The 18,629-nt window shown below is 45.5% G+C and carries 18 protein-coding genes and 1 tRNA gene; 7 read left to right on the forward strand and 12 right to left on the reverse strand.

Annotation, left to right across the window (positions count from 1 at the left end):
* Positions 1–230: 230 nt before the first annotated feature.
* The 4 genes from ABVC65_RS00210 to ABVC65_RS00225 all read right to left on the reverse strand — a co-directional run bounded on the left by ABVC65_RS00210 (position 231) and on the right by ABVC65_RS00225 (position 5,856).
* Positions 231–995, reverse strand: coding sequence for an ATP-binding cassette domain-containing protein (locus tag ABVC65_RS00210; protein WP_019261391.1), 765 nt, complete (start codon positions 993–995; stop codon positions 231–233).
* Entirely contained in the window at positions 985–2,196 is a 1,212-nt protein-coding gene (locus ABVC65_RS00215) for an ABC transporter permease (RefSeq protein ID WP_353582299.1), read from the reverse strand. The genes ABVC65_RS00210 and ABVC65_RS00215 overlap by 11 nt, the downstream gene beginning before the upstream one ends.
* A gap of 21 nt (positions 2,197–2,217) precedes the next feature.
* Positions 2,218–2,652, reverse strand: a complete 435-nt coding sequence (locus ABVC65_RS00220; RefSeq protein ID WP_016828767.1) for a DUF4418 family protein — start codon at positions 2,650–2,652, stop codon at positions 2,218–2,220.
* A gap of 375 nt (positions 2,653–3,027) precedes the next feature.
* Positions 3,028–5,856 carry an ATP-dependent helicase gene (locus tag ABVC65_RS00225; RefSeq protein WP_004121078.1) on the reverse strand — a complete coding sequence of 943 codons (2,829 nt, stop codon included), beginning with the start codon at positions 5,854–5,856 and terminating at the stop codon, positions 3,028–3,030.
* A 313-nt stretch (positions 5,857–6,169) separates the two neighbouring features.
* Between ABVC65_RS00225 and ABVC65_RS00230 the strand changes: the two genes are divergently transcribed.
* Together ABVC65_RS00230 and ABVC65_RS00235 are read left to right on the forward strand one after the other, a co-directional pair.
* Positions 6,170–6,751 (forward strand): xanthine phosphoribosyltransferase, encoded by a 582-nt coding sequence (locus ABVC65_RS00230; RefSeq protein ID WP_353582300.1) that lies wholly within the window; start codon positions 6,170–6,172, stop codon positions 6,749–6,751.
* A 164-nt stretch (positions 6,752–6,915) separates the two neighbouring features.
* The gene (locus tag ABVC65_RS00235) at positions 6,916–8,148 is read left to right on the forward strand and encodes a thiolase family protein (protein WP_353582301.1); all 1,233 of its coding nucleotides are present in this window, start codon (positions 6,916–6,918) and stop codon (positions 8,146–8,148) included.
* On the opposite strand, the gene ABVC65_RS00240 is transcribed toward ABVC65_RS00235, so the two are convergent.
* On the reverse strand, positions 8,132–8,326 hold the full coding sequence (locus ABVC65_RS00240; RefSeq protein ID WP_353582302.1) for a hypothetical protein: 195 nt from the start codon (positions 8,324–8,326) through the stop codon (positions 8,132–8,134). The genes ABVC65_RS00235 and ABVC65_RS00240 overlap by 17 nt on opposite strands.
* A gap of 42 nt (positions 8,327–8,368) precedes the next feature.
* On the opposite strand from ABVC65_RS00240, the gene ABVC65_RS00245 reads away from it, so the two are divergent.
* Both ABVC65_RS00245 and ABVC65_RS00250 read left to right on the forward strand, forming a co-directional pair.
* Entirely contained in the window at positions 8,369–9,694 is a 1,326-nt protein-coding gene (locus ABVC65_RS00245) for a hydroxymethylglutaryl-CoA reductase, degradative (protein ID WP_353582303.1), read from the forward strand.
* 128 nt (positions 9,695–9,822) lie between these two features.
* Positions 9,823–11,115 (forward strand): hydroxymethylglutaryl-CoA synthase, encoded by a 1,293-nt coding sequence (locus ABVC65_RS00250; RefSeq protein ID WP_353582304.1) that lies wholly within the window; start codon positions 9,823–9,825, stop codon positions 11,113–11,115.
* Positions 11,116–11,228: 113 nt separating this feature from the next.
* Here the strand turns inward: ABVC65_RS00250 and ABVC65_RS00255 are convergent.
* The 3 genes from ABVC65_RS00255 to ABVC65_RS00265 all read right to left on the reverse strand — a co-directional run bounded on the left by ABVC65_RS00255 (position 11,229) and on the right by ABVC65_RS00265 (position 13,220).
* A tRNA-Ser gene (locus ABVC65_RS00255) sits at positions 11,229–11,313 on the reverse strand.
* Between the two features lie 84 nt (positions 11,314–11,397).
* Positions 11,398–12,159, reverse strand: coding sequence for a Bax inhibitor-1/YccA family protein (locus ABVC65_RS00260; protein ID WP_020761134.1), 762 nt, complete (start codon positions 12,157–12,159; stop codon positions 11,398–11,400).
* 245 nt (positions 12,160–12,404) lie between these two features.
* Entirely contained in the window at positions 12,405–13,220 is an 816-nt protein-coding gene (locus tag ABVC65_RS00265) for a GTP pyrophosphokinase (RefSeq protein WP_353582902.1), read from the reverse strand.
* 236 nt (positions 13,221–13,456) lie between these two features.
* Here ABVC65_RS00265 and ABVC65_RS00270 point away from each other — a divergent pair, with 236 nt between their 5' ends.
* The 3 genes from ABVC65_RS00270 to ABVC65_RS00280 all read left to right on the forward strand — a co-directional run bounded on the left by ABVC65_RS00270 (position 13,457) and on the right by ABVC65_RS00280 (position 14,350).
* A complete protein-coding gene (locus ABVC65_RS00270) occupies positions 13,457–13,732 on the forward strand; it encodes a type II toxin-antitoxin system RelB/DinJ family antitoxin (RefSeq protein ID WP_004121092.1) in 276 nt (91 codons plus the stop codon).
* 22 nt (positions 13,733–13,754) lie between these two features.
* Positions 13,755–14,018 carry a Txe/YoeB family addiction module toxin gene (locus tag ABVC65_RS00275; protein ID WP_004121095.1) on the forward strand — a complete coding sequence of 88 codons (264 nt, stop codon included), beginning with the start codon at positions 13,755–13,757 and terminating at the stop codon, positions 14,016–14,018.
* Positions 14,019–14,089: 71 nt separating this feature from the next.
* Positions 14,090–14,350, forward strand: a complete 261-nt coding sequence (locus ABVC65_RS00280) for a DUF6725 family protein (protein WP_353582903.1) — start codon at positions 14,090–14,092, stop codon at positions 14,348–14,350.
* A 142-nt stretch (positions 14,351–14,492) separates the two neighbouring features.
* On the opposite strand, the gene ABVC65_RS00285 is transcribed toward ABVC65_RS00280, so the two are convergent.
* Genes ABVC65_RS00285 through ABVC65_RS00300 form a run of 4 tightly spaced genes read right to left on the reverse strand, consistent with a single transcriptional unit; the run spans position 14,493 to position 18,525 of the window.
* Positions 14,493–15,332: a ParA family protein gene (locus ABVC65_RS00285; protein ID WP_004113420.1), complete on the reverse strand. Its 840-nt coding sequence runs from the start codon at positions 15,330–15,332 to the stop codon at positions 14,493–14,495.
* Between the two features lie 53 nt (positions 15,333–15,385).
* Positions 15,386–16,393, reverse strand: a complete 1,008-nt coding sequence (locus ABVC65_RS00290; RefSeq protein WP_353582305.1) for a site-specific tyrosine recombinase — start codon at positions 16,391–16,393, stop codon at positions 15,386–15,388.
* A 24-nt stretch (positions 16,394–16,417) separates the two neighbouring features.
* A complete protein-coding gene (locus ABVC65_RS00295; protein WP_353582306.1) occupies positions 16,418–17,503 on the reverse strand; it encodes a prephenate dehydrogenase in 1,086 nt (361 codons plus the stop codon).
* On the reverse strand, positions 17,497–18,525 hold the full coding sequence (locus ABVC65_RS00300; RefSeq protein ID WP_004125340.1) for a prephenate dehydratase: 1,029 nt from the start codon (positions 18,523–18,525) through the stop codon (positions 17,497–17,499). Before ABVC65_RS00300 ends, ABVC65_RS00295 begins: the two co-directional genes overlap by 7 nt.
* Positions 18,526–18,629: the final 104 nt, after the last annotated feature.

Genomic DNA, 18,629 nt, shown 5'->3' on the forward strand with positions numbered 1-18,629 from the left:
ATCTGAACGGAACGTGAACCAAACATTTATGATTATTCACGCTGAGCCGGCCTCTCCAGTGCTTCTTCGTGCTAACACACGAACGCGAAAGCATTAAAACGCTGAAATAACGCCATAATTCTTACGCGCCGACCCACTGATGGGCTAAGGCTCCAGATAATGCCTACGAAAATAGGCATCGTTCCTTATGCTACTCCACACCGTAGATACTCGCGCTCGCGCAACAAAGCTCAGTCACAGAGTGCACGAAGTACGCCAGAATCCATTGTGTAAACACTGTTAGCGCTTGCAGCAACAGATTCATCGTGAGTAACGACTAAAACAGCCGCGCCAGAAGCAACACAATCGCGCAGCAGAGACACCACAGTTTGAGTGTTTTGCGAATCCAAATCGCCCGTAGGCTCATCTAACAGCAGCAAACGCGGGTTGTTAATCAAAGAGCGCGCAATCATAACGCGTCTCATTTCTCCGCCAGAAAGCTCACGCGGATAACAATGCGCAAGATCGTCAACATTAAGACGCTTAAGCAAATTTATAGCTCGAGAAGCCACATTCGTACAATCTTCTGGCTCAAATTTTTCCGCTGAATCGTCTACCCGCCTAGAAGAGGAATCAGCAATCTTAACGGGTAGAATAACATTATTTAACACATTCAAATTAGCAAGCAGTGTCTGCGATTGCGTAACAAAACCAATGTTTTTTGCGCGAATCGCAGAAATTTGCTCGTCGCTTACAGAAGGAGACGAAATATCATATTCAAAAATAGTAACGTTTCCACGCGTCGGCTTTAGAAGTCCTGCAATCATGTTTAAAAGAGTAGACTTTCCATTGCCAGATTTGCCCATAATCGCCACAAAGTCGCCAGCTTTAAGCGAAAAATCGACATTGTCTACAGCGATAAACTTCCTATTTTTGCGTTTAAATTCGCGAGTGACGTTTTTAAGATTTACTACTAAATCGTTACTAACAACTTTATTCGCCATTTTATTCGCCATCTCTTAAAGTCAAATACGCTTCCCTGCTTGCGATTCGCCCCACAATAATCGCAGAAGTTACCAAAACACTAGCGAGCGAAAACGCTACGGAAACTGCCGCAAGCGCGCACACAAACCAAACATTCGACTCCAAGTACGGCAATTGCAACTGTTGAGAAATAACAACATTATATGGGAACAAAATAAGCGAAGCAAAAGCAACGCCAATCACGCCTCCACAAAAACCAATCGCCGACGATTCACGCGCGACCATCTTTAGAAGCATGCTCTTATTGGCGCCCAAAATCCTAAGAGAAGCAAATTCTCTTTTGCGCTCCGAAGTAGAAGATGCAAAAACGCACACAAGAATCAGCATTCCCACAAGCCAAAACGCAAGAATGCCAAGAAAAATCGCCTTGTTTAGCACTTCTAAACTCTTTTTAGTCTGCTCGGTAATTCCTCCTGGAAACACCATTCCAAGACTTTTAATTCCGCTAGTTTTACGAATATTTTCCGCAACGTTTTGCGCACTAAAACCCTTACGCACTTTTACAAGAACCGCACTAACAGCCTTGCGTGCATATTTTGCAGGAATCGCAGTGTGTCCAACTTTCGACGAATATTTAACAACCGCTGGAATCGTATCTCTGTTTACAAACACTGAGTTGTCTAAGCTAGTGCCTGTTTTAGCAAGTTGCGCAACAATCGGCCATTCATGCCCATACAAGCGAACTGTGTTTTGGTAAGACACAAGCACATTTGCGCCCGCAATCATCTGACCTTTTTTAAGCTCGCTTTTGTGCTGTGAATAAATCCATGGAGCGATTACAAAGTCACTAGTAGGGTCAAAACCTATGATTTGCAACTTTTCCGCACAGCATCCAGCCGATAGAGAAGATATGTAAGTCTGTACGCTTGCTTTTTCAACGCCTTTTGACTTTCGTACAAAATCCTCAATATTGTTTGTAAAGTAAAACGTGCTAGATCCGCCATTAGTTAGCAACGCTTCCGCGCGATTGTAAGTGTTTTGCGGAATAACCATAATATCCGCGCCAAGACGAGCGCGCATACTACTTAAACCATTAGAAAGATTAAGTGAGATTAGCGAGCCGCCAAAAAACACTGCAGCTAAGCATGCGGAAACCACGATTAACGCGGCGGTTCTAAGCGGCTTTTGCTTTAGGTTTTCTAGCGGCAATCGCTTTAATGTAATAGTGTGCATAGTAAATTACTTAGATGCGCACTAGCAAGCAGACTTAGTGTCAAGATACACGCTAACAGATGCAAACACTAATGCGAGCACAGATAGCACAATTAACGTTGGGCGCATAACAGATGTGCAATGCATCATCGGGCTTTTGCAAACACCAATAAGGAACGTTGTAGTAGCGATCATAAACAGAGAGTTAATGATTACAGCAATATTTAAGCCAGCGCGAACGTGTTCTTTAACAAATAGCGCAATAATACCTAGAATTGCAATAACTACGCCAATTCCAATAGCCACGCGGCTGGTGTAGTAGCATGCCATAGGTTGCATCATCATAGGCATTTTAGACATTTTAGCCATTTTGTGCATGCCTCCAGTTGAGCATGGTTTTGCAAATGTCAATGGCGCTATAGCAATAAGAATTCCAAAAATAATTGCATGAAGCGATGCGAATAATTTGTTCTTCATAATAAATACCTCATTAAATCTAGTTATTATTTTTAGTGTTGCTTTTTAACGCAACACGCTTTACGGCACTCACGTTTGTAAGCGCCACGCCTTTTAAAATCTCGTTTATAAATACAATCGCAATGCTTAAGAGCTTAATCAACTTCCTCTTGAGTCACGAATCTTACAACATTTGCGGTTTCGTTTACTTTTATATTTTTCCTACTTTTATATTTTTTCGTATAGCTTAATAGAAAACAAGTCTTGAATATTTTGTTTTAGTGTATATAATCACGCACTAGTTATAACAATATTACAATTGATATTTTAAAGTAATCTTCAGTAAGATTGCATTATTTTAAGTGCAACATTTATAAAACGAAAAAAATTACAATTTTACAATTTCTCAATCGGTGCAACTCTTAACATAAGTCTTTTTACACCATCCGAACCAAAGTCAACTGTAATAATTGAGTTTCTTCCCTTGTCTTGCGTTTTAAGAACAGTTCCAAGACCGTAAGTGTCGTGAGAAATTTTGTCACCTTCGTGGAAATCATTGATGTTTAAGTGATTGTCCTTTTCTTGCAAACTCTGTTTTTTGTAAGACAATGATGATGAAGATGACTGCAAATTTGATGTGGATGATTGATACTGGTAGGATGCACTAGATTTTCTGGCGATTCGAGTGGTGACTTTTCCAGACTTTGAACCATATGAATTGCCATATGAATTAGAGCCATAAGACTTTGAACCATAAGACTTGCCATAATGCGATTTTCTGTAACTCGATCCGCCGTAAGTGGTGTACGAATCATCGTCCCAACCGCCATCGCTTCCAAAGTCACTGTCAAAATCGCGGTCAAAATCACTACCCGCTCCCCTAAGCCCAGCTCGCATAACAGATGCCTCAGTGCGCTTCCAAGAAATCAAATCCGCAGGAATCTCGTCCAAAAACTGGCTTTGAATCATTTCCGCAGACTTGCCCCATTGTGATCTCTCAGCCGCCCAAGTGACATACAAAATCTTCTTAGCGCGAGTTATACCAACGTATGCAAGACGACGCTCCTCGCAAAGCTCCTTTTGATTGTCAACACAACGCGAATGAGGGAAAGTGCCCTGCTCCATTCCAGTCAAAAACACAACAGGATATTCCAAACCTTTAGCTGTATGAAGTGTCATAAGCGTAACTTTTCCAGTATCTTCGCCCTGGTCTGGAAGCTGATCCGAATCTGCAACTAAAGCCGTAGTCTCCAAAAAACCAGCAACATTAGCATCAGGCGTATTCTGTTCATATTCAGCTGCAACCGATTGCAATTGAGACAAATTATCTACTCTAAATTCGTCTTGAGGGTCCTTAGACTCTCGCAAATCCTGCAACAATCCGCTTTGATTAAGCACGTTCTCTACAACCTTAGAAGGCTTGGAATCGTTAGCTTCCATAAAGTCGATAAGCGAAGTCATAAGATCCCTAAAACTCTTAAGCGCATTAAAAGTTCGAGATGAAATACCAATTTGTTCTGCAATCTTATCTATCTGATTAAGAGTAGACCAAAAACTTATAGAATTTTCTTTTGCATAAGACGTAATCTGCGACTCAGCACGTGCTCCAAGACCACGCTTTGGAACGTTTAAAATGCGGCGCATATTGACATCGTCATCAGGATTTGCAATAGATTGCAAGTAAGCAAGCGCATCTTTGACTTCGCGACGTTCATAGAACTTAGTTCCGCCAACAAGCTGATACGGTAAACCTGACTTAATAAGCGCATCTTCCAAGCTACGAGATTGCGAATTTGCGCGATACATAATCGCAATATCCGAGTAGTTTATGCCATCTTCGCCACGCAAACGCGCGATTTCTTGAGCAACCCAAGAAGCCTCACCTTGCGCATTATCAGCAACATAACCAATAATCGGCGAACCTTTACCTAAAGAAGTCCACAACTTTTTAGGCTTTCGATTAGCGTTGTTGGAGATTACAGCATTTGCAGCATCCAAAATGGTTTGCGTAGAGCGATAATTCTGCTCCAACATAATTGTTGTAGCGTTTGGAAAATCCTGCTCAAAGTCTTGAATATTGCGAATATCTGCACCGCGGAAAGCATAAATCGACTGGTCTGAATCACCAACAACCGTGATTGAAGACTGCGGAAGTTGAGTGGAATCTGGTGAAACTGATGAATCTGGTAAATCTGCGGAATAATCATCCACACCTGCATCATCCACACCTGCAAGCTCACGAATCAACACGTATTGCGCGTGATTAGTATCCTGATACTCGTCAACCAAAATGTAGCGGAACTTTCGTCTATAATACGCACTAACTTGCGGATTTTGGCGCAAAAGCCTAACCGTTAACATAATCAAATCGTCAAAATCAACAGCATTCGACACGTTAAGCCTATTTTGATACTCCGCGTAAACAGCAGCGTAAAGCGCATCAGCATTGCCAGCAGCATTAAAGCTAGATGCACCAGATACAGACGCGCCTAGCTTATAATCTGGAGCACAATTTTTAAGATTTTCCTGCCAAGTAACCAAATTATTTTTAAAATCAGATATCTTAGACAATAAAAGTTTAGGCGTAAACTTTTTAATGTCGATATTCAATTCAGATTCGATTATTTTGACAAGACGCTCACAATCCGAAGAATCGTAGATAGAAAAGCCCGATTTTAAGCCGATTGAATCACCATGAGCGCGAAGAATCTTAACGCAAGCAGAATGGAAAGTGGAAACCCACATGCTGTTTGCATTATTGCCAATTAGGTTCGCAAGACGCTCACGCATCTCAGCTGCAGCCTTGTTAGTAAACGTGATTGCAAGAATCTGACTCGGCCACGCCTTGCGATTAGCCAAAATCCAAGCAATTCGACGCGTAAGAACACGCGTTTTGCCACTGCCTGCACCTGCACCGATTAAAAGCGCGGGCCCCTCGTATTGAACAGCCTTATATTGCTGAGGATTTAGACCTTCTAAGAGTGATTGTGGATTGATTTCGGGTAGGTCGGAAGATTGTGCGGATGTTTGAGCGTATTGGGCAGCGGAAGAAGATTGAGCTGTTTGGGAAGATTGTACGGAATTTGAAGATTGCACGGAAAAGTCGCCAGCAACCGTAGAAGCAGAAACTTCGCTCGTCATATCTTTATTAATAAGCGCATTACTCTGCTCGCTGTCATCTTCTGGATTGCCAAACAAATCAAAATCATAACCGTACTTGCTCAAAAGCCCCTCGCTCCTGTGTTTCAAATCGCAAAAATTAAACTCTAACCAATTTTAACGAACACCAGCTAAACACAATCGCAGCGTTTTGCGAATCGACGATTAGTCGCGCTATTCCCGCGTTTGTTCCCTTTTTGGGTCGAAATGTAAACAAATGCAGGGGGAAAGAAACAAACTCGGGGAAAGAAACAAACTCGTGCTATACGACATACCTTCGAGCTTAAAGAGTAACGCACTAAGTGAGTCAAAGCGGGGGGTAAGCTATACAAATACACGCTACATACGCAAAATACGGCGCAATTTGAAAGGAATAATCGTGCAAGAACTTGAAGAACGCATCCAAAAAGAAGGCATTGTTAAGCCGGGAAATGTTTTGAAAGTTGACGCATTCCTTAACCACCAGTGCGATTGCGCGCTTTTTGACGCAATGGGCGCAGCTTGGGCGGAGCATTTTAAAAATTCACAAATAAACAAAATTCTAACAATTGAGTCTTCGGGAATCGGAATCGCGTGCGTTGCGGCTCGTCATTTCGGAAACGTTCCAGTGGTTTTTGCAAAGAAAGCGCAATCGATCAATCTAGACGGAGACCAATACGTGTCTACCGTATTCTCGTTCACAAAGCAGCGCGAGTTCCCAGTGATTGTGTCTAGAAAGTATTTAAACGCAGACGACCGTGTTTTAATTTTGGACGATTTTTTGGCTAATGGCAAAGCTTTACAAGGGTTGATTGACATTTGCCACCACGCTGGAGCCACAGTTGCTGGCATCGGTATTGCAATTGAAAAAGGCTTCCAAGGCGGCGGAGATGCATTGCGCGAAGCTGGGTATGATTTGGATTCGCTTGCGATTGTGGACGCAATGGATCCTAACGATGGGTCAATCACCTTCCGCAAATAGACTAGTCAATGTGATTGTGCGCAAATTGTGAAAAAATTAAGCATAATTCTTCACAAATCGCAATTTTGCGTAAAAATACGATAAAGTAGTTCGGTTAGTGTTTTCAGCATGATACTTTCAATAGGCTAGATAGGCTAGTTTCAACTGATTAGGCGGCTAAACGTATGAGTGATGTTGTGATTGTAAGCGCAGCGCGCACACCGATAGGAAAATTCGGAGGCGCATTAAAATCGCTCACATCGGTTGAGTTAGGAACAATCGCAGCAAAAGCCGCAATCGAACGCGCAAAAATCAGTCCAAAATCTGTAGATCAAGCGATTTTTGGCAACGTGCTTCAAGCAGGCAGCGGTCAAAACGTTGCGCGCCAAATCGCCCTTAGCTCGGGGCTTGATGAGTCAAGTTGTGCAATGACAATCAACGAAGTTTGCGGATCTGGTCTTAAAGCCATACGACTCGCGCAGACGGCGATTTGCATGGGCGACGCACAGATTGTAGTTGCTGGCGGCACGGAAAGCATGAGCAACGTGCCTTTTTATGCACAAAACGTGCGATTTGGTGGACTTCGCTACGGCAACAGCGCACTGGTTGATGGACTAAAAAAAGACGGTCTTTGTGACGCTTTTACTGGCAAAGAAATGGGAGTTACCGCGGAAAACGTGGCTGCAAAATTTGGAATATCGCGCGAGCAGCAAGACGCTTTCGCATTAAAATCTCACCAAAAAGCTGTTTTTGCACAAAATAATGGCGATTTTGACGCAGAAATTACGCCAGTGCAGCTTTATGACGGAACTGTGATTAACCGCGATGAACATCCGCGAGCCAACACGTCTATGGAGCAGCTTGCTAAGCTTAAAACGTTGTTTAAAGCGGATTTTGATGTGCGCGAGGCGAATGAAACTCGCGAGGCGAATTTTAGCGCAAAACACTCGCCTACTGTAACCGCTGGAAACGCGAGTGGCATCAACGATGGCGCCGCAGCACTCGTCTTGATGAGCAAAGACTACGCAATCGAGCACGAAATCGACTATTTGGCAGAAATCGTGGGATTTGCAGAAGGCGGAATCAGCCCAGATCTTATGGGATACGCGCCAAAACACGTTATGGAACGCATGCTAAAAAACACGGGCTACACCGTTGAAAACATTGACCTTTTTGAGATTAACGAAGCGTTTGCCGCACAAAGCATAGCGGTATGCCAGCAGCTGAACATTAACGAAAGCAAACTGAACATAAGAGGCGGAGCAATCGCTCTCGGACATCCTTTGGGCGCTAGTGGAGCCAGAATTTTGACAACACTTCTTTACGCACTTAGAGACAATCACATGCAAAACGGTGTTGCAGCTCTGTGCGTGGGAGGCGGAATTGGAGTGAGCATGCAAGTTAGGATGCGAAAGTAGTAGTAGTCTTCGTCGTCGTAGTTGTAGTAGTAGTCGTAGTCGTCCGTAGTAGTAGCGTTGCGATACGCGAGTTTACTGGCGAATATTGCAGTACTTCTGGCGACTTTGCTGTTGATGGCGATTCGTCTGTTGCTGGCTGCTTGAAAATAGCGTCAATAGCGTCAAAGCAACATTGCAAAAGTGAAAATCGTGAAAATAGCGCAAAAAAAAATGGAGAAACATGGCAGCTTTTCGAGAATTAAGCGTAGAACAGCGCATAAAAACTCTGGAATCAGAAGGCGCGCTTAGCGAGGATTGCGCGCAACTGCTGCTCGAACAGCTCGCACAAAGCAGCGAAACAAACATTCCTGCAAGCGTTGCGAACAGCATGATCGAAAATCAAATCGGGCGATTCAGCCTGCCAGTAGGCGTTGTGCGCGGACTAAAAGTAAACGGAGTAACGCGAAACGTGCTGATGGCTACAGAAGAGCCATCCGTAATCGCTGCTGCATGCAACGGTGCAAAAATCGCAGCAAAAAGCCTAGAAAATGGCGTTGTGGCACACAGCGCACATTACGTTACGAGTACACAAATCGTGTTTGAAGACAAAGACGGAAGTGTAGCCAAAAAACTAGACGAAATAATGCGCGACGAGTCAAAACGCACGACGATTAGTGAGGTTGCGCGCTCCGCACACCCATCAATATACCAACGCGGCGGCGGATTAGAACGCGCGCAGGCGGCGACATTGGACGGCTTCGCCAAACTAACACTAGACATAAACGCGTGCGACGCAATGGGAGCAAACATAGCAAACACCATTGGCGAAGCCGTGAAAACCCAGCTGGAAAGCTGGGTGGGGCGCAAGGCGCTAGTGGCAATTCTTGCCAACTCCAGCCGCGCAGCAACAGTCGCCGAAGTGCGCATACCCGTAGAAGCGCTTGTGCCTAGCGCAAAAACAGCCGCGGCTGGAGATGCCGACGGCATGCGCCTTGCGCGCCGCATCGCCGCCTTAAGCTCCCTAGCCACCGTAGACGCGGAGCGCGCTGCAACCCACAACAAAGGAATCCTAAACGGAATAGTGGCAGCAGCACTCGCATCTGGCAACGACACACGCGCATTACAAGCAGCAGCACACGAATGGGCAACAAAATCCGGTCGTTACATGCCTCTTTCAACATGGACCTTGCAAAATTCAGGTCAAATCCTTTACGGTCGTATCGAAATCCCATTGCAAATCGGCACAGTAGGTGGCGCAATCTCCTCACTTCCAATGTCAAAAGTCGCGCTGCAAGTTGCTGAAGTCGAAAACGCCAATGATTTCCGTAACATTCTTGCCGCCGTTGGACTCGTACAAAACCTGGCAGCCCTTCGCGCACTCGCAGGTCCTGGAATCCAAGCTGGTCACATGCGACTTCAAGCCGCAAACATCGCTATCGCATCTGGCGCACATGGAAACGAAATTCAGAAGGTTGTGCACGCGCTTCTAAACGAAAAGCGTTCAGATTTGAACACGAATTCTGCAAGGATGATTCTTGATAATTTACGAAAAGACAAAAATACTTAGAGTTTACAATAATAATTACACGTGTTACTCGGTTAACTACGACTTTCTTCTGTTTGGGATAAGTCGCCAGCAACCGCGCCGTAAAATTTACACCACTAAAATCGCCCTTAAAAAAAAAATAGGAAACCATGAGCAATACTTCAAAAAACACGCCAAAAGTCGGAATCGACCGCATAACTTTCGCAACTCCAAATTGCTATCTAAGCATGAAAGATCTGGCGATCGCGCGCGGAATAGACCCGAACAAATTCACGATCGGAATCGGTCAAAGCCAGCAAGCGGTGCCGCCAAATCATCAAGATATCGTAACACTTGGCGCTCAAGCTGCGCTGCCGCTGCTGCCGTACATCGATAACAGCCGCCTCAAAATGGTGATTGTTGGCACAGAAAGCGGCGTCGATGCCAGCAAATCCAGTGCGCTCTACATTCACCGACTGTTGGATCTCAGTCCGTGGGTGCGCTGCGTTGAAGTAAAAGAGGCATGTTATGGCGGAACTGCGGCGCTTATGATGGCTCGTGACTACGTTTTGACGCATCCTAGCGCGCAAGTTTTGGTGATTGCTGCAGACATTGCGCGCTACGGCGTGGGAACTCCTGGCGAGGTGACGCAAGGCGCTGGTGCTGTGGCGATGCTTGTAAGCGAGAATCCGCACGTGTTGCAAATCAACGACGACAGCGTTGTAAAATCGGCGGAAATCCAAGATTTTTGGCGACCCGTATATCAAAGCACAGCTTTGGCGCGCGGAAAGTTTTCAACCGAGCAATACATTCGCATGTTCTGCGACGTGTGGCAGCGGTACAGCGCGGAAAACGACTGCAATTTCAACGATTTTGAGGCGATTTGCTTCCATCTTCCATACACAAAAATGGGGCTTAAGGCGCTTCAAGCTGGGTTGGAGGAAAATTCGGGCGCGTCTCTTACGGGCGATACACGCGAACATCTTCTTGCTCGATACCAAGACAGCACACAATATAGTCGCCGAATCGGCAATATTTACACTGGTTCACTCTATTTAGGATTAATTTCTTTACTTGATTACGATTATTTTAGGAATTCTTGCGATTCATCGACGGTTGCTTGCGACTTATCTTCTGCAACGCGCACAAACGAATCGCAGACATGCCTGTCTCCCTTACTCCCAGGCCAAAAAATCGGCTTGTTCTCATACGGTTCTGGCGCTGTAGCAGAATTCTTTAGCGCAACACTTGTTCCAGACTGGCGTAGCGCGCTGTTTTCTAATCAGCACTTAAAGTCGCTAAACAATCGCACGCAATTAAGCGTTTCGCAATACGAGGAGATGTTCAACAGCGCGGCGCCTTATTCTCCGCAAGATTTTGTAAGCAGCCAGGAGAATCGAAGTGGCGCTCGATTCGTGCTTGACTCCATCAAGTCTCAAGAGCGTAACTATCGTTCTATCTAATCCAGTTTCCCGAAAATATATAAAAACACACAAAAACAATACAAAAACGTTGATATATCAAGGGTTTTCGACATGAAAAAGGGCTTCTAGCGATTGGCTAGAAACCCCGTTCGCGGATGAGGCGAGATTCGAACTCGCGGTAGGTTTCCCTACAACGGTTTTCAAGACCGTCTCCTTAGACCGCTCGGACACCCATCCATGTGTGTTAACTACGCAATATGCGCATCAATCACACAAGCGAATAGCCTACCATAATCCCTAGGAAAATGCGCACACTCGTATCTAGTCGCGCCTATTTCCCAGCAACTCCAGTAAGTAGACAAACATGTTGATGAAGTCCAAATAAAGATTAAATGCGCAAATAATCGAAACACGCTTAATCATTTCTGGCTGATCAGCATACGCTTCAAAAATCGCACGAGTCTTCTGCGCATCATAAGCCGTAAGACCTGCAAAAATCAGCACAGCAATTGCAGCAATAAGTCGCATTGTTCCAGCACTTGGAGCAACAAACATAAGAATTACTTGGCTCACGCACAACACCAGCAAAGCCACCATAAGAATCGGGCCAGCCTTAAGCATATTCACTTTTGTAGTGAGCGCAAGCATTGTAAGACACAGGAAGAATCCAGCAGTTAAAGCCAAAACCATTGCAATAGAGCCGAGACTAAACACAGTAAAAATCGTACTAAGCGTAAATCCAGTTAGTGCAGCATACGCATAGAACATCGCACGCGCAGCAAAAACGCTCATTTTCATAACTCGCATTCCAAGAATGACAGCAAGCGCTACTTGCGCAATAATAATGCCAAAGAAGCCGAACCTACCCGTAGCATACAAATAAGAGTAAAGCGCACCCGTACTTTGCGTAAACATTGCCACAAGCGTTGTAACAATTAGCCCAACAGTCATCTCTGCGTAAACTCGACGCACACTCACTCGCTCTGCCTGCTCACGCACATAAGTAGCCTGCGCGTCAACAATTGTTGGGTTTTGTGCAAAGTTGCCAGCATAATTGCTGTTAAAATTTCCAAAATCTCCCATAATTCCTCCTAAATCCTTATTAAGCCCTATAAATCCTTAAGTATCTAATTATAGTACATTTGTACGACTATGTGTGTCGTGCTACAAAAAGCGGAGATGTAGGTCGTCGTTCGCGCGGTCTACGCGCGCGAACGTCTTCGCCGCACGTAAAGTCCACTGGACTTTACGTTTAAGCGGCTCAGCGCTCCGAATTGCCTTTTCGCGCTACGCTTTAAGCGAAAAGGCAGGTCGTCGCGCATTAGCTGTTACGACTCAGGCGCATCCTCCACGCGCGGCGCACCATTAATATCGCGATGAATCCCTTGCATTTGCGCCTCAATTGCCTGCAAATTCTGCGCGCATTCAAGCAGCGTCTTAGAATGCTCCGCCAACTTTGCGTCCGGCAAATCAGCCTTATAGCGCAACGCGTGCTCCAAACTCGCCCAATAATCCATTGCGATTGTACGGAATTGCACCTCCACCGGCGTGTAATGTGCACCCGACGACAAAAACACTGGCACAGCGTAAATCACATGCAAACTGCGGTACCCATTCGGCTTTGGGTTTTTAATATAATCCTTAACCTGCAAAACTTGAATATCCGTTTGCTTAGAAAGATATTGCGCAACCGCGTACACGTCGTCGCGATAGTTGCAAATCACGCGGATTCCAGCCACGTCGAACAGGTTGTCACGAATCGAACGCGTTGATATGCTTAGGTTTCTGCGGCGCAGCTTCTCAAAAATCGAGTGCACGGATTTTAGTCGCCGCTCCATGTGATGCACGGGATTGTGCGAAAATCGCACCTGAAACTCGCCGTCCAAAATCTCCAGCTTCGTGCTTATTTCGTACATCGCGCCTTCGTACACTTGCATCATGTTTACGAATTCGTCCATTTGATCGGGCGGAAGATGAGGCGTTTCGCTTTTTATAGATGATTTTTGCGCGGACTTTTCGTCAGCGGTTGCTGGCGACTTTTGCGCCTCTGGCGCAGCGGTTGCTGGCGATTCACCATCCCCCGCTCCTTGCAAGCTGGCGTAAAGTTCGGCCAAATTTAAACGATTATGACGATCAAGTATCACGGTTCTTATTCTACTCGTAATTTTGTTATAAATCTGATAATCGCCTGAGAATATGCATGCGCTCCGACCTGCCTGAGCGCTTAAAGCGTAGCGCGAAAAGGCAATTCGTAGCGCACTAAAATCATCAACAATTGCTTGCATAATTAATGACATTTACGTTACATCATATATAATTATCGTATACATTTATGCAAAAGTATAAAATTCTACACTAAAACATAAGAGCAGGAACCAAGATGACTACAGTAACAACAGACATAGTAAACGTAAACTTTCGCGCAAAGAAAGAAGACAAACTCAACGCAGAACGAGTTTGCAAAGAACTCGGAATCTCTATGAGCGCCGCGCTGAACGTGTTTATCAAAACGATTGGTCGCGAAAAGAGAATACCGTTAGATTTTTCGCTTGACCCATTTTACTCGCCGTCAAATCAAGCATATTTGAAATCGCAGATTGATGGCGTTAAAAATGGCACCATAAAGCTCGAAGAGCACAATTTAATCATGGATTAGATTAAACCTTAGGATTCAAACAGTGAGAAAAATTGCTTGGACTCCAGACGCTTGGAGTGACTATCTCTATTGGGAAAGCGATAATAAAACTCGTAAAAAGCTTAACAATATTATTAAAGAGATTATGCGGAATCCAATCGACGGAAAAGGTAAACCCGAACCACTTAAAGGAAACTATTCTGGTTGTTGGAGTAGACGAGTAAGCGATAAAGATAGAATCGTATACTCGTTTACAGATGACACGATTATAATTTATGCTTGCAAAGGCCACTACGACGATAAATAACGCAAAGACACAAACAACACGGAGGCAACACTACGAGCAGCTTAATTAGACGGCAGATTCTGCCAGAATTTATACCAGTTGGCGCGCGAATCGTAGTGCGAACGTACAAAATTGCGCAATTAGGCGATGCCAGCGAACAAGCAACAGACGGCAGCGCTCAAAAAATCGAATACCACGACGCGATTGGTCACGTAATCAGCTGGGACGGAATCACATTGCATCTTATGCGCGACGCGGCAGCAAACGGAAGCCGACCAGAGCAAGAAATGTTCATTGACGCGCGCACAATCGTAAGACTAAAGCCAATACCCGAGCGCAAACATCGCAGCTAATACGCGCTAGTGTTACAAATGTCTAACTCGCGAGACAAATATAACGAATCCAAGCCAAAAAACGTTACAAACACCTCACGCGCGAGACAAATGTAACGCGTATACGCGCGCCCACAGCAGCGCGAAAAGGCAGGTCGTAGCGCTATTCAACAACGCCGTTGGAAATCAGCTCGCGCGCAACCTCTCGATACTCCTTAGCAGTCTTATGCTCAGGAGCAAAAATCGTAATCGGAACCGCCGCAACAGTGGAATCTGGCAGCTTAATCGAACGCGAAATAACAGAATGCAACACGCGCCCCTGGAAAGCCTCGTAAATCCTTTGCAAAACCTCTTCGCTGTGCAAAGTACGCGTAAACATAGTAACGAGCACACCAAACACTTGCAAATCTGGGTTAATTCTGTGCTGCACTTTTTCAATCGACTGCATAAGCAGCGCCACACCTCTAAGCGCAAAGAACTCCGCAGCAACAGGAATAATCACACCATCCGCCGCCGTAAGCGCGTTTACAGTGAGCAAGCCAAGCGAAGGCTGGCAGTCAATAATAATAACGTCGTATTCGTTACGAACTTTGCGCAACACGCCAGCCAAAATCTGCTCGCGACCAACTTCTGTAACAAGCTGCACCTCTGCAGCAGAAAGATCAATGTTTGCAGGCATAACATCAATGTTTTCGGTGGCAGTGTGGCGAATCACATCGTGCACGTCTACAGAAGAATCAAAAAGCGCCGTATAAACCGTGTTATCAAGCGCGTTCGCATTAATCCCAAGCCCCACCGTTGCAGCGCCTTGCGGATCGAAGTCAACAATTAAAACTCGCCTACCGTATTGACTCAGCGCACCAGCGATATTGATGGAGCTGGTAGTTTTACCAACGCCACCCTTCTGGTTACACATAGCAATAATGCGCGCAGGACCGTGCGTTGTAAGCGCATCTGGCGCGCGGAAAGTCTCATATTCGCGTCCAAGTAAATCAGTAGGCATACGCTCCAGTTTATCAAAAGGTATGTTCAGTGGATTTGCGCGTCTACGTGTAGCTACCTCGCGCGCGGATGACTCATAACATACGCCTCCATAAGCGCATCTGGGCTTATATGCGTATAAATTTGCGTTGTTGTAACGGACGCATGACCAAGCAGCTCCTGCACAGTGCGAACATCGGCGCCTCCTGAAATCAAATGCGTTGCAAATGAATGTCGAAGCGTGTGAGGATGCAATTCTTTGCCAATTTTAGCCATTTTGCCCGCACGCGAAATCGCCTCCCACGCGGATTGGCGAGACAGTGATTTTCCACGTTTATTTAGGAAAATCACGTGAGAATTTGCGGATTTTGACGATGAGTTTAAGGATGAGTTGAGTCGCGACTTTGCGGTTGCTTGCGACTTTTGCGCGCGACTTGCAAGAATCGGCCTAGCTTTATCTAAATAATCGCGCAACGCACGAACCGCGCACTTTCCAATCGGTACAAGTCTCTGCTTTTGCCCCTTGCCACTAAGCCGCACAACTGATTCTGCCAAATCAATGTCCTCGAATTTTAAGCCAACCGCCTCGCTCACGCGCGCGCCAGTCGCGTACAAAAATTCCACAAGCGCACGGTCTCGCAAAGAGACGGCATCCGTACTACCAAAGCCGCCAGCCGCATCGATTACGCGCTCCACTTCGCTAATACTTAGTACGTCTGGAAGATGCTCCGCTTGCTTTGGCGCTTTGACTTCTGCAGAAGGGTCGCTTGCGATTTGCGCGTTGGAAAGCATGAATTTGTTCCACTCGTGGATGCTTGCGATTCGCCGCGCAATCGTGCGAGGCCCTAAGTTTTGTGATGCCATTGCTTGTGATGCCATTGCGCGCACGTATTCTTCAATATCTAGTTGCGTGATTTTGCTAACATCGTTGATTTTTCGGGCTTCGCGCAGCCAGTTCGTGTATTTTGTAAGATCCGACTCGTAAGCTTCAACGGTTTTTGGAGAAAGCCCGCGCTCCACGCTTATGTGGTTTAGAAACTGCTGGATTTTTGGGGAAAATGGCGATTGCTGCGATTCGGTCATATGTCAATTATATGCCGCTCGAATCTACCACTTCGAGTTGCGTAATGCGCAAACAACCGCAGAGTCGCTAAACGTCACGCCAACAATCTGTTCGCCGCTTTGCGCGCTTTGAATCAGCTGACTTTGCCAATCACCAGCACAATCAAGCGCAAATCGAAGCTCGCGCAAATCGCCAGCCGACTCATCGCAAGCAACCGCGCGCTCCTTATACTTGTACTCGCGCCAAGAATCAGCCTTAGCAAAAAACGCGCGCTCATCACACTCATCGCGCTCATCGCTAGCAACCGCAGAATCGCCATCGCTCCCCTCAAGCATCTTCTTCGCAAAACTCAACTCCTCAATAACACTACCCAGCAAATCCGCCACATTTCGCCGATTTTCCGCAACCATTGCACGCGTGCGATCTGGATCCGTAAGCGCCACTCGCGTCATATCTCGCCAAGAACCAGCCGACATTTGCAACGCAACATTGCGATTTTCGCTTCCGCACAAAACGTTCGCCAGCGCTGTAGAAACAACGTGCGGCATGTGCGAAATCAGCGCCGCCGAAGCATCGTGTATAGAATCGTTCAACACAAGCGCGCGATTGCCACACAACGCCACAATAACGCGCAAAACCGCCAAAAACCGCCAAAAATCACTATTCTCATCAACGCTAACTGCCCAAAGTGCGCCGTCCAGCAGCTGCGCGCTAGACGCCTGCCAACCCGTAAACTCGCTTCCAGCCATAGGATGCGCGCCAATGTAGCAATCACCAAGCCCCGCGGCCTTAACCTGCTCGCGCACAAGCCCCTTAACGCTACCAACATCCGTCAAAGTTGTGTGCTGCCTGTTGATTCCGCGCGAAATCTCGCCAAGAACTTCTGGCATAGAGGCAAGCGAATTGCATAAAATCAAAACATTTGGCTGCAAGCGCGCAAGCTCCGCAACGCTTTCAACGCAAGTGATTCCAAGCGCCCTTGCTTCTTTATACATTGTTTGATGGCGATTATACGCGTACACTTTGCAGGAGCCAGTCGCAGCCAAACGCTTTGCGATTGATCCGCCAATAAGTCCAAGTCCAACAATACCAACAGAAAATTTTTGAGAAAATCCAGCATCTTCTACCATAATAATTCTCTTTCTGCATGCATTACGTTCAAAGCGCTCAAAGCATCAACTGAAGCATCGCCTGGAGCATCAATACACACTCCTCCATTAGGCAGCATCCAATCATTCATAACCGGATTATTGCGATTATCAGAAGGATACACCGCTAAAACTCGCACCCAATCACCATGTTCAACAACTTCTTGAATCATAGCTTTACACGTAGAATCCCAAGGAGCAGCATCAACAGTGGCAATAAAACTATATAAACCATCTTGACCTTTAATCGGCCTAGACATAAAAGAAGTCATATTAAGACCATGATCGCGCACAACGTCAAGCAAATTTGCTAGCACTCCAGCACCTGTACAACGCGGAATAAAAGCAATAATCGAAGAAAAAGATGAATAGCATTCGCGATGCATACTAACAAAATTTAAAGCTTCATCTCTAGGAGCTAACACTAAAAACTCAGTGCGAGCGCCAGAAAAATCTTCAACAGCTTCACTCACAATTTGCCTATTGTATAAATCAGCACAAATTTTAGGGCACAAAGCAACTTCGCCAGGAACTAAATCCCTACAAGCAGCAGCGTTTGAAGACGCGGTTTTTTCTTTCAATCCGTGCTTTTGAGCAAACTTACGGCATTGCGCCAACGCGTGAGGATGAGCAACAATAGTCGAACAGTTATCGATTGAATCCGACTGGCAAACAACAGCATCAAAACTTATATCAACGCCCAAGCGAGCAATGCCAACCATATTTTTCGCATCAATTAATAAATCTAAATTAGGTATTACTACGCCTTCAATATTGTTTTCCCACGCAATAATACCCAAATGGTAGCAATCTTCAATTTTGCTAGCAATATTACGAATATTCTCACACGCAGTTGGAATAAGACGCAAAGCATCTAACGATTTACATTGTTCTTTAACTTTTAAAGCAGCTTGATGAGTAAAAGAACCTTCCGGCCCTAAATAGCATAATTTACGGGCATTATTACTGTTCTTATTACTATTCATGACTATATTGCTATTCATGACTATTCCTCAAAACTACTCTAAGACTATAAGACTATAAGACTTGTAAGTAAGACTACTGCATAATGTTATTTTTGCACAAATATGCAGCAAATTCACCTATA

Source organism: Gardnerella vaginalis (genome assembly GCF_040427915.1).
GTDB classification, from domain to species: domain Bacteria; phylum Actinomycetota; class Actinomycetes; order Actinomycetales; family Bifidobacteriaceae; genus Bifidobacterium; species Bifidobacterium vaginale_C.

Coding starts and splice junctions, on each gene's coding strand:
- ABVC65_RS00210 (WP_019261391.1), bottom strand. CDS start 995: ATGGCGAATAAAATGGCGAATAAAGTTGTTAGTAACGATTTAGTAGTA.
- ABVC65_RS00215 (WP_353582299.1), bottom strand. CDS start 2,196: ATGCACACTATTACATTAAAGCGATTGCCGCTAGAAAACCTAAAGCAA.
- ABVC65_RS00220 (WP_016828767.1), bottom strand. CDS start 2,652: ATGAAGAACAAATTATTCGCATCGCTTCATGCAATTATTTTTGGAATT.
- ABVC65_RS00235 (WP_353582301.1), top strand. CDS start 6,916: ATGAGTGATGTTGTGATTGTAAGCGCAGCGCGCACACCGATAGGAAAA.
- ABVC65_RS00245 (WP_353582303.1), top strand. CDS start 8,369: ATGGCAGCTTTTCGAGAATTAAGCGTAGAACAGCGCATAAAAACTCTG.
- ABVC65_RS00250 (WP_353582304.1), top strand. CDS start 9,823: ATGAGCAATACTTCAAAAAACACGCCAAAAGTCGGAATCGACCGCATA.
- ABVC65_RS00260 (WP_020761134.1), bottom strand. CDS start 12,159: ATGGGAGATTTTGGAAATTTTAACAGCAATTATGCTGGCAACTTTGCA.
- ABVC65_RS00270 (WP_004121092.1), top strand. CDS start 13,457: ATGACTACAGTAACAACAGACATAGTAAACGTAAACTTTCGCGCAAAG.
- ABVC65_RS00285 (WP_004113420.1), bottom strand. CDS start 15,332: ATGCCTACTGATTTACTTGGACGCGAATATGAGACTTTCCGCGCGCCA.
- ABVC65_RS00290 (WP_353582305.1), bottom strand. CDS start 16,393: ATGACCGAATCGCAGCAATCGCCATTTTCCCCAAAAATCCAGCAGTTT.
- ABVC65_RS00295 (WP_353582306.1), bottom strand. CDS start 17,503: ATGGTAGAAGATGCTGGATTTTCTCAAAAATTTTCTGTTGGTATTGTT.
- ABVC65_RS00300 (WP_004125340.1), bottom strand. CDS start 18,525: ATGAATAGCAATATAGTCATGAATAGTAATAAGAACAGTAATAATGCC.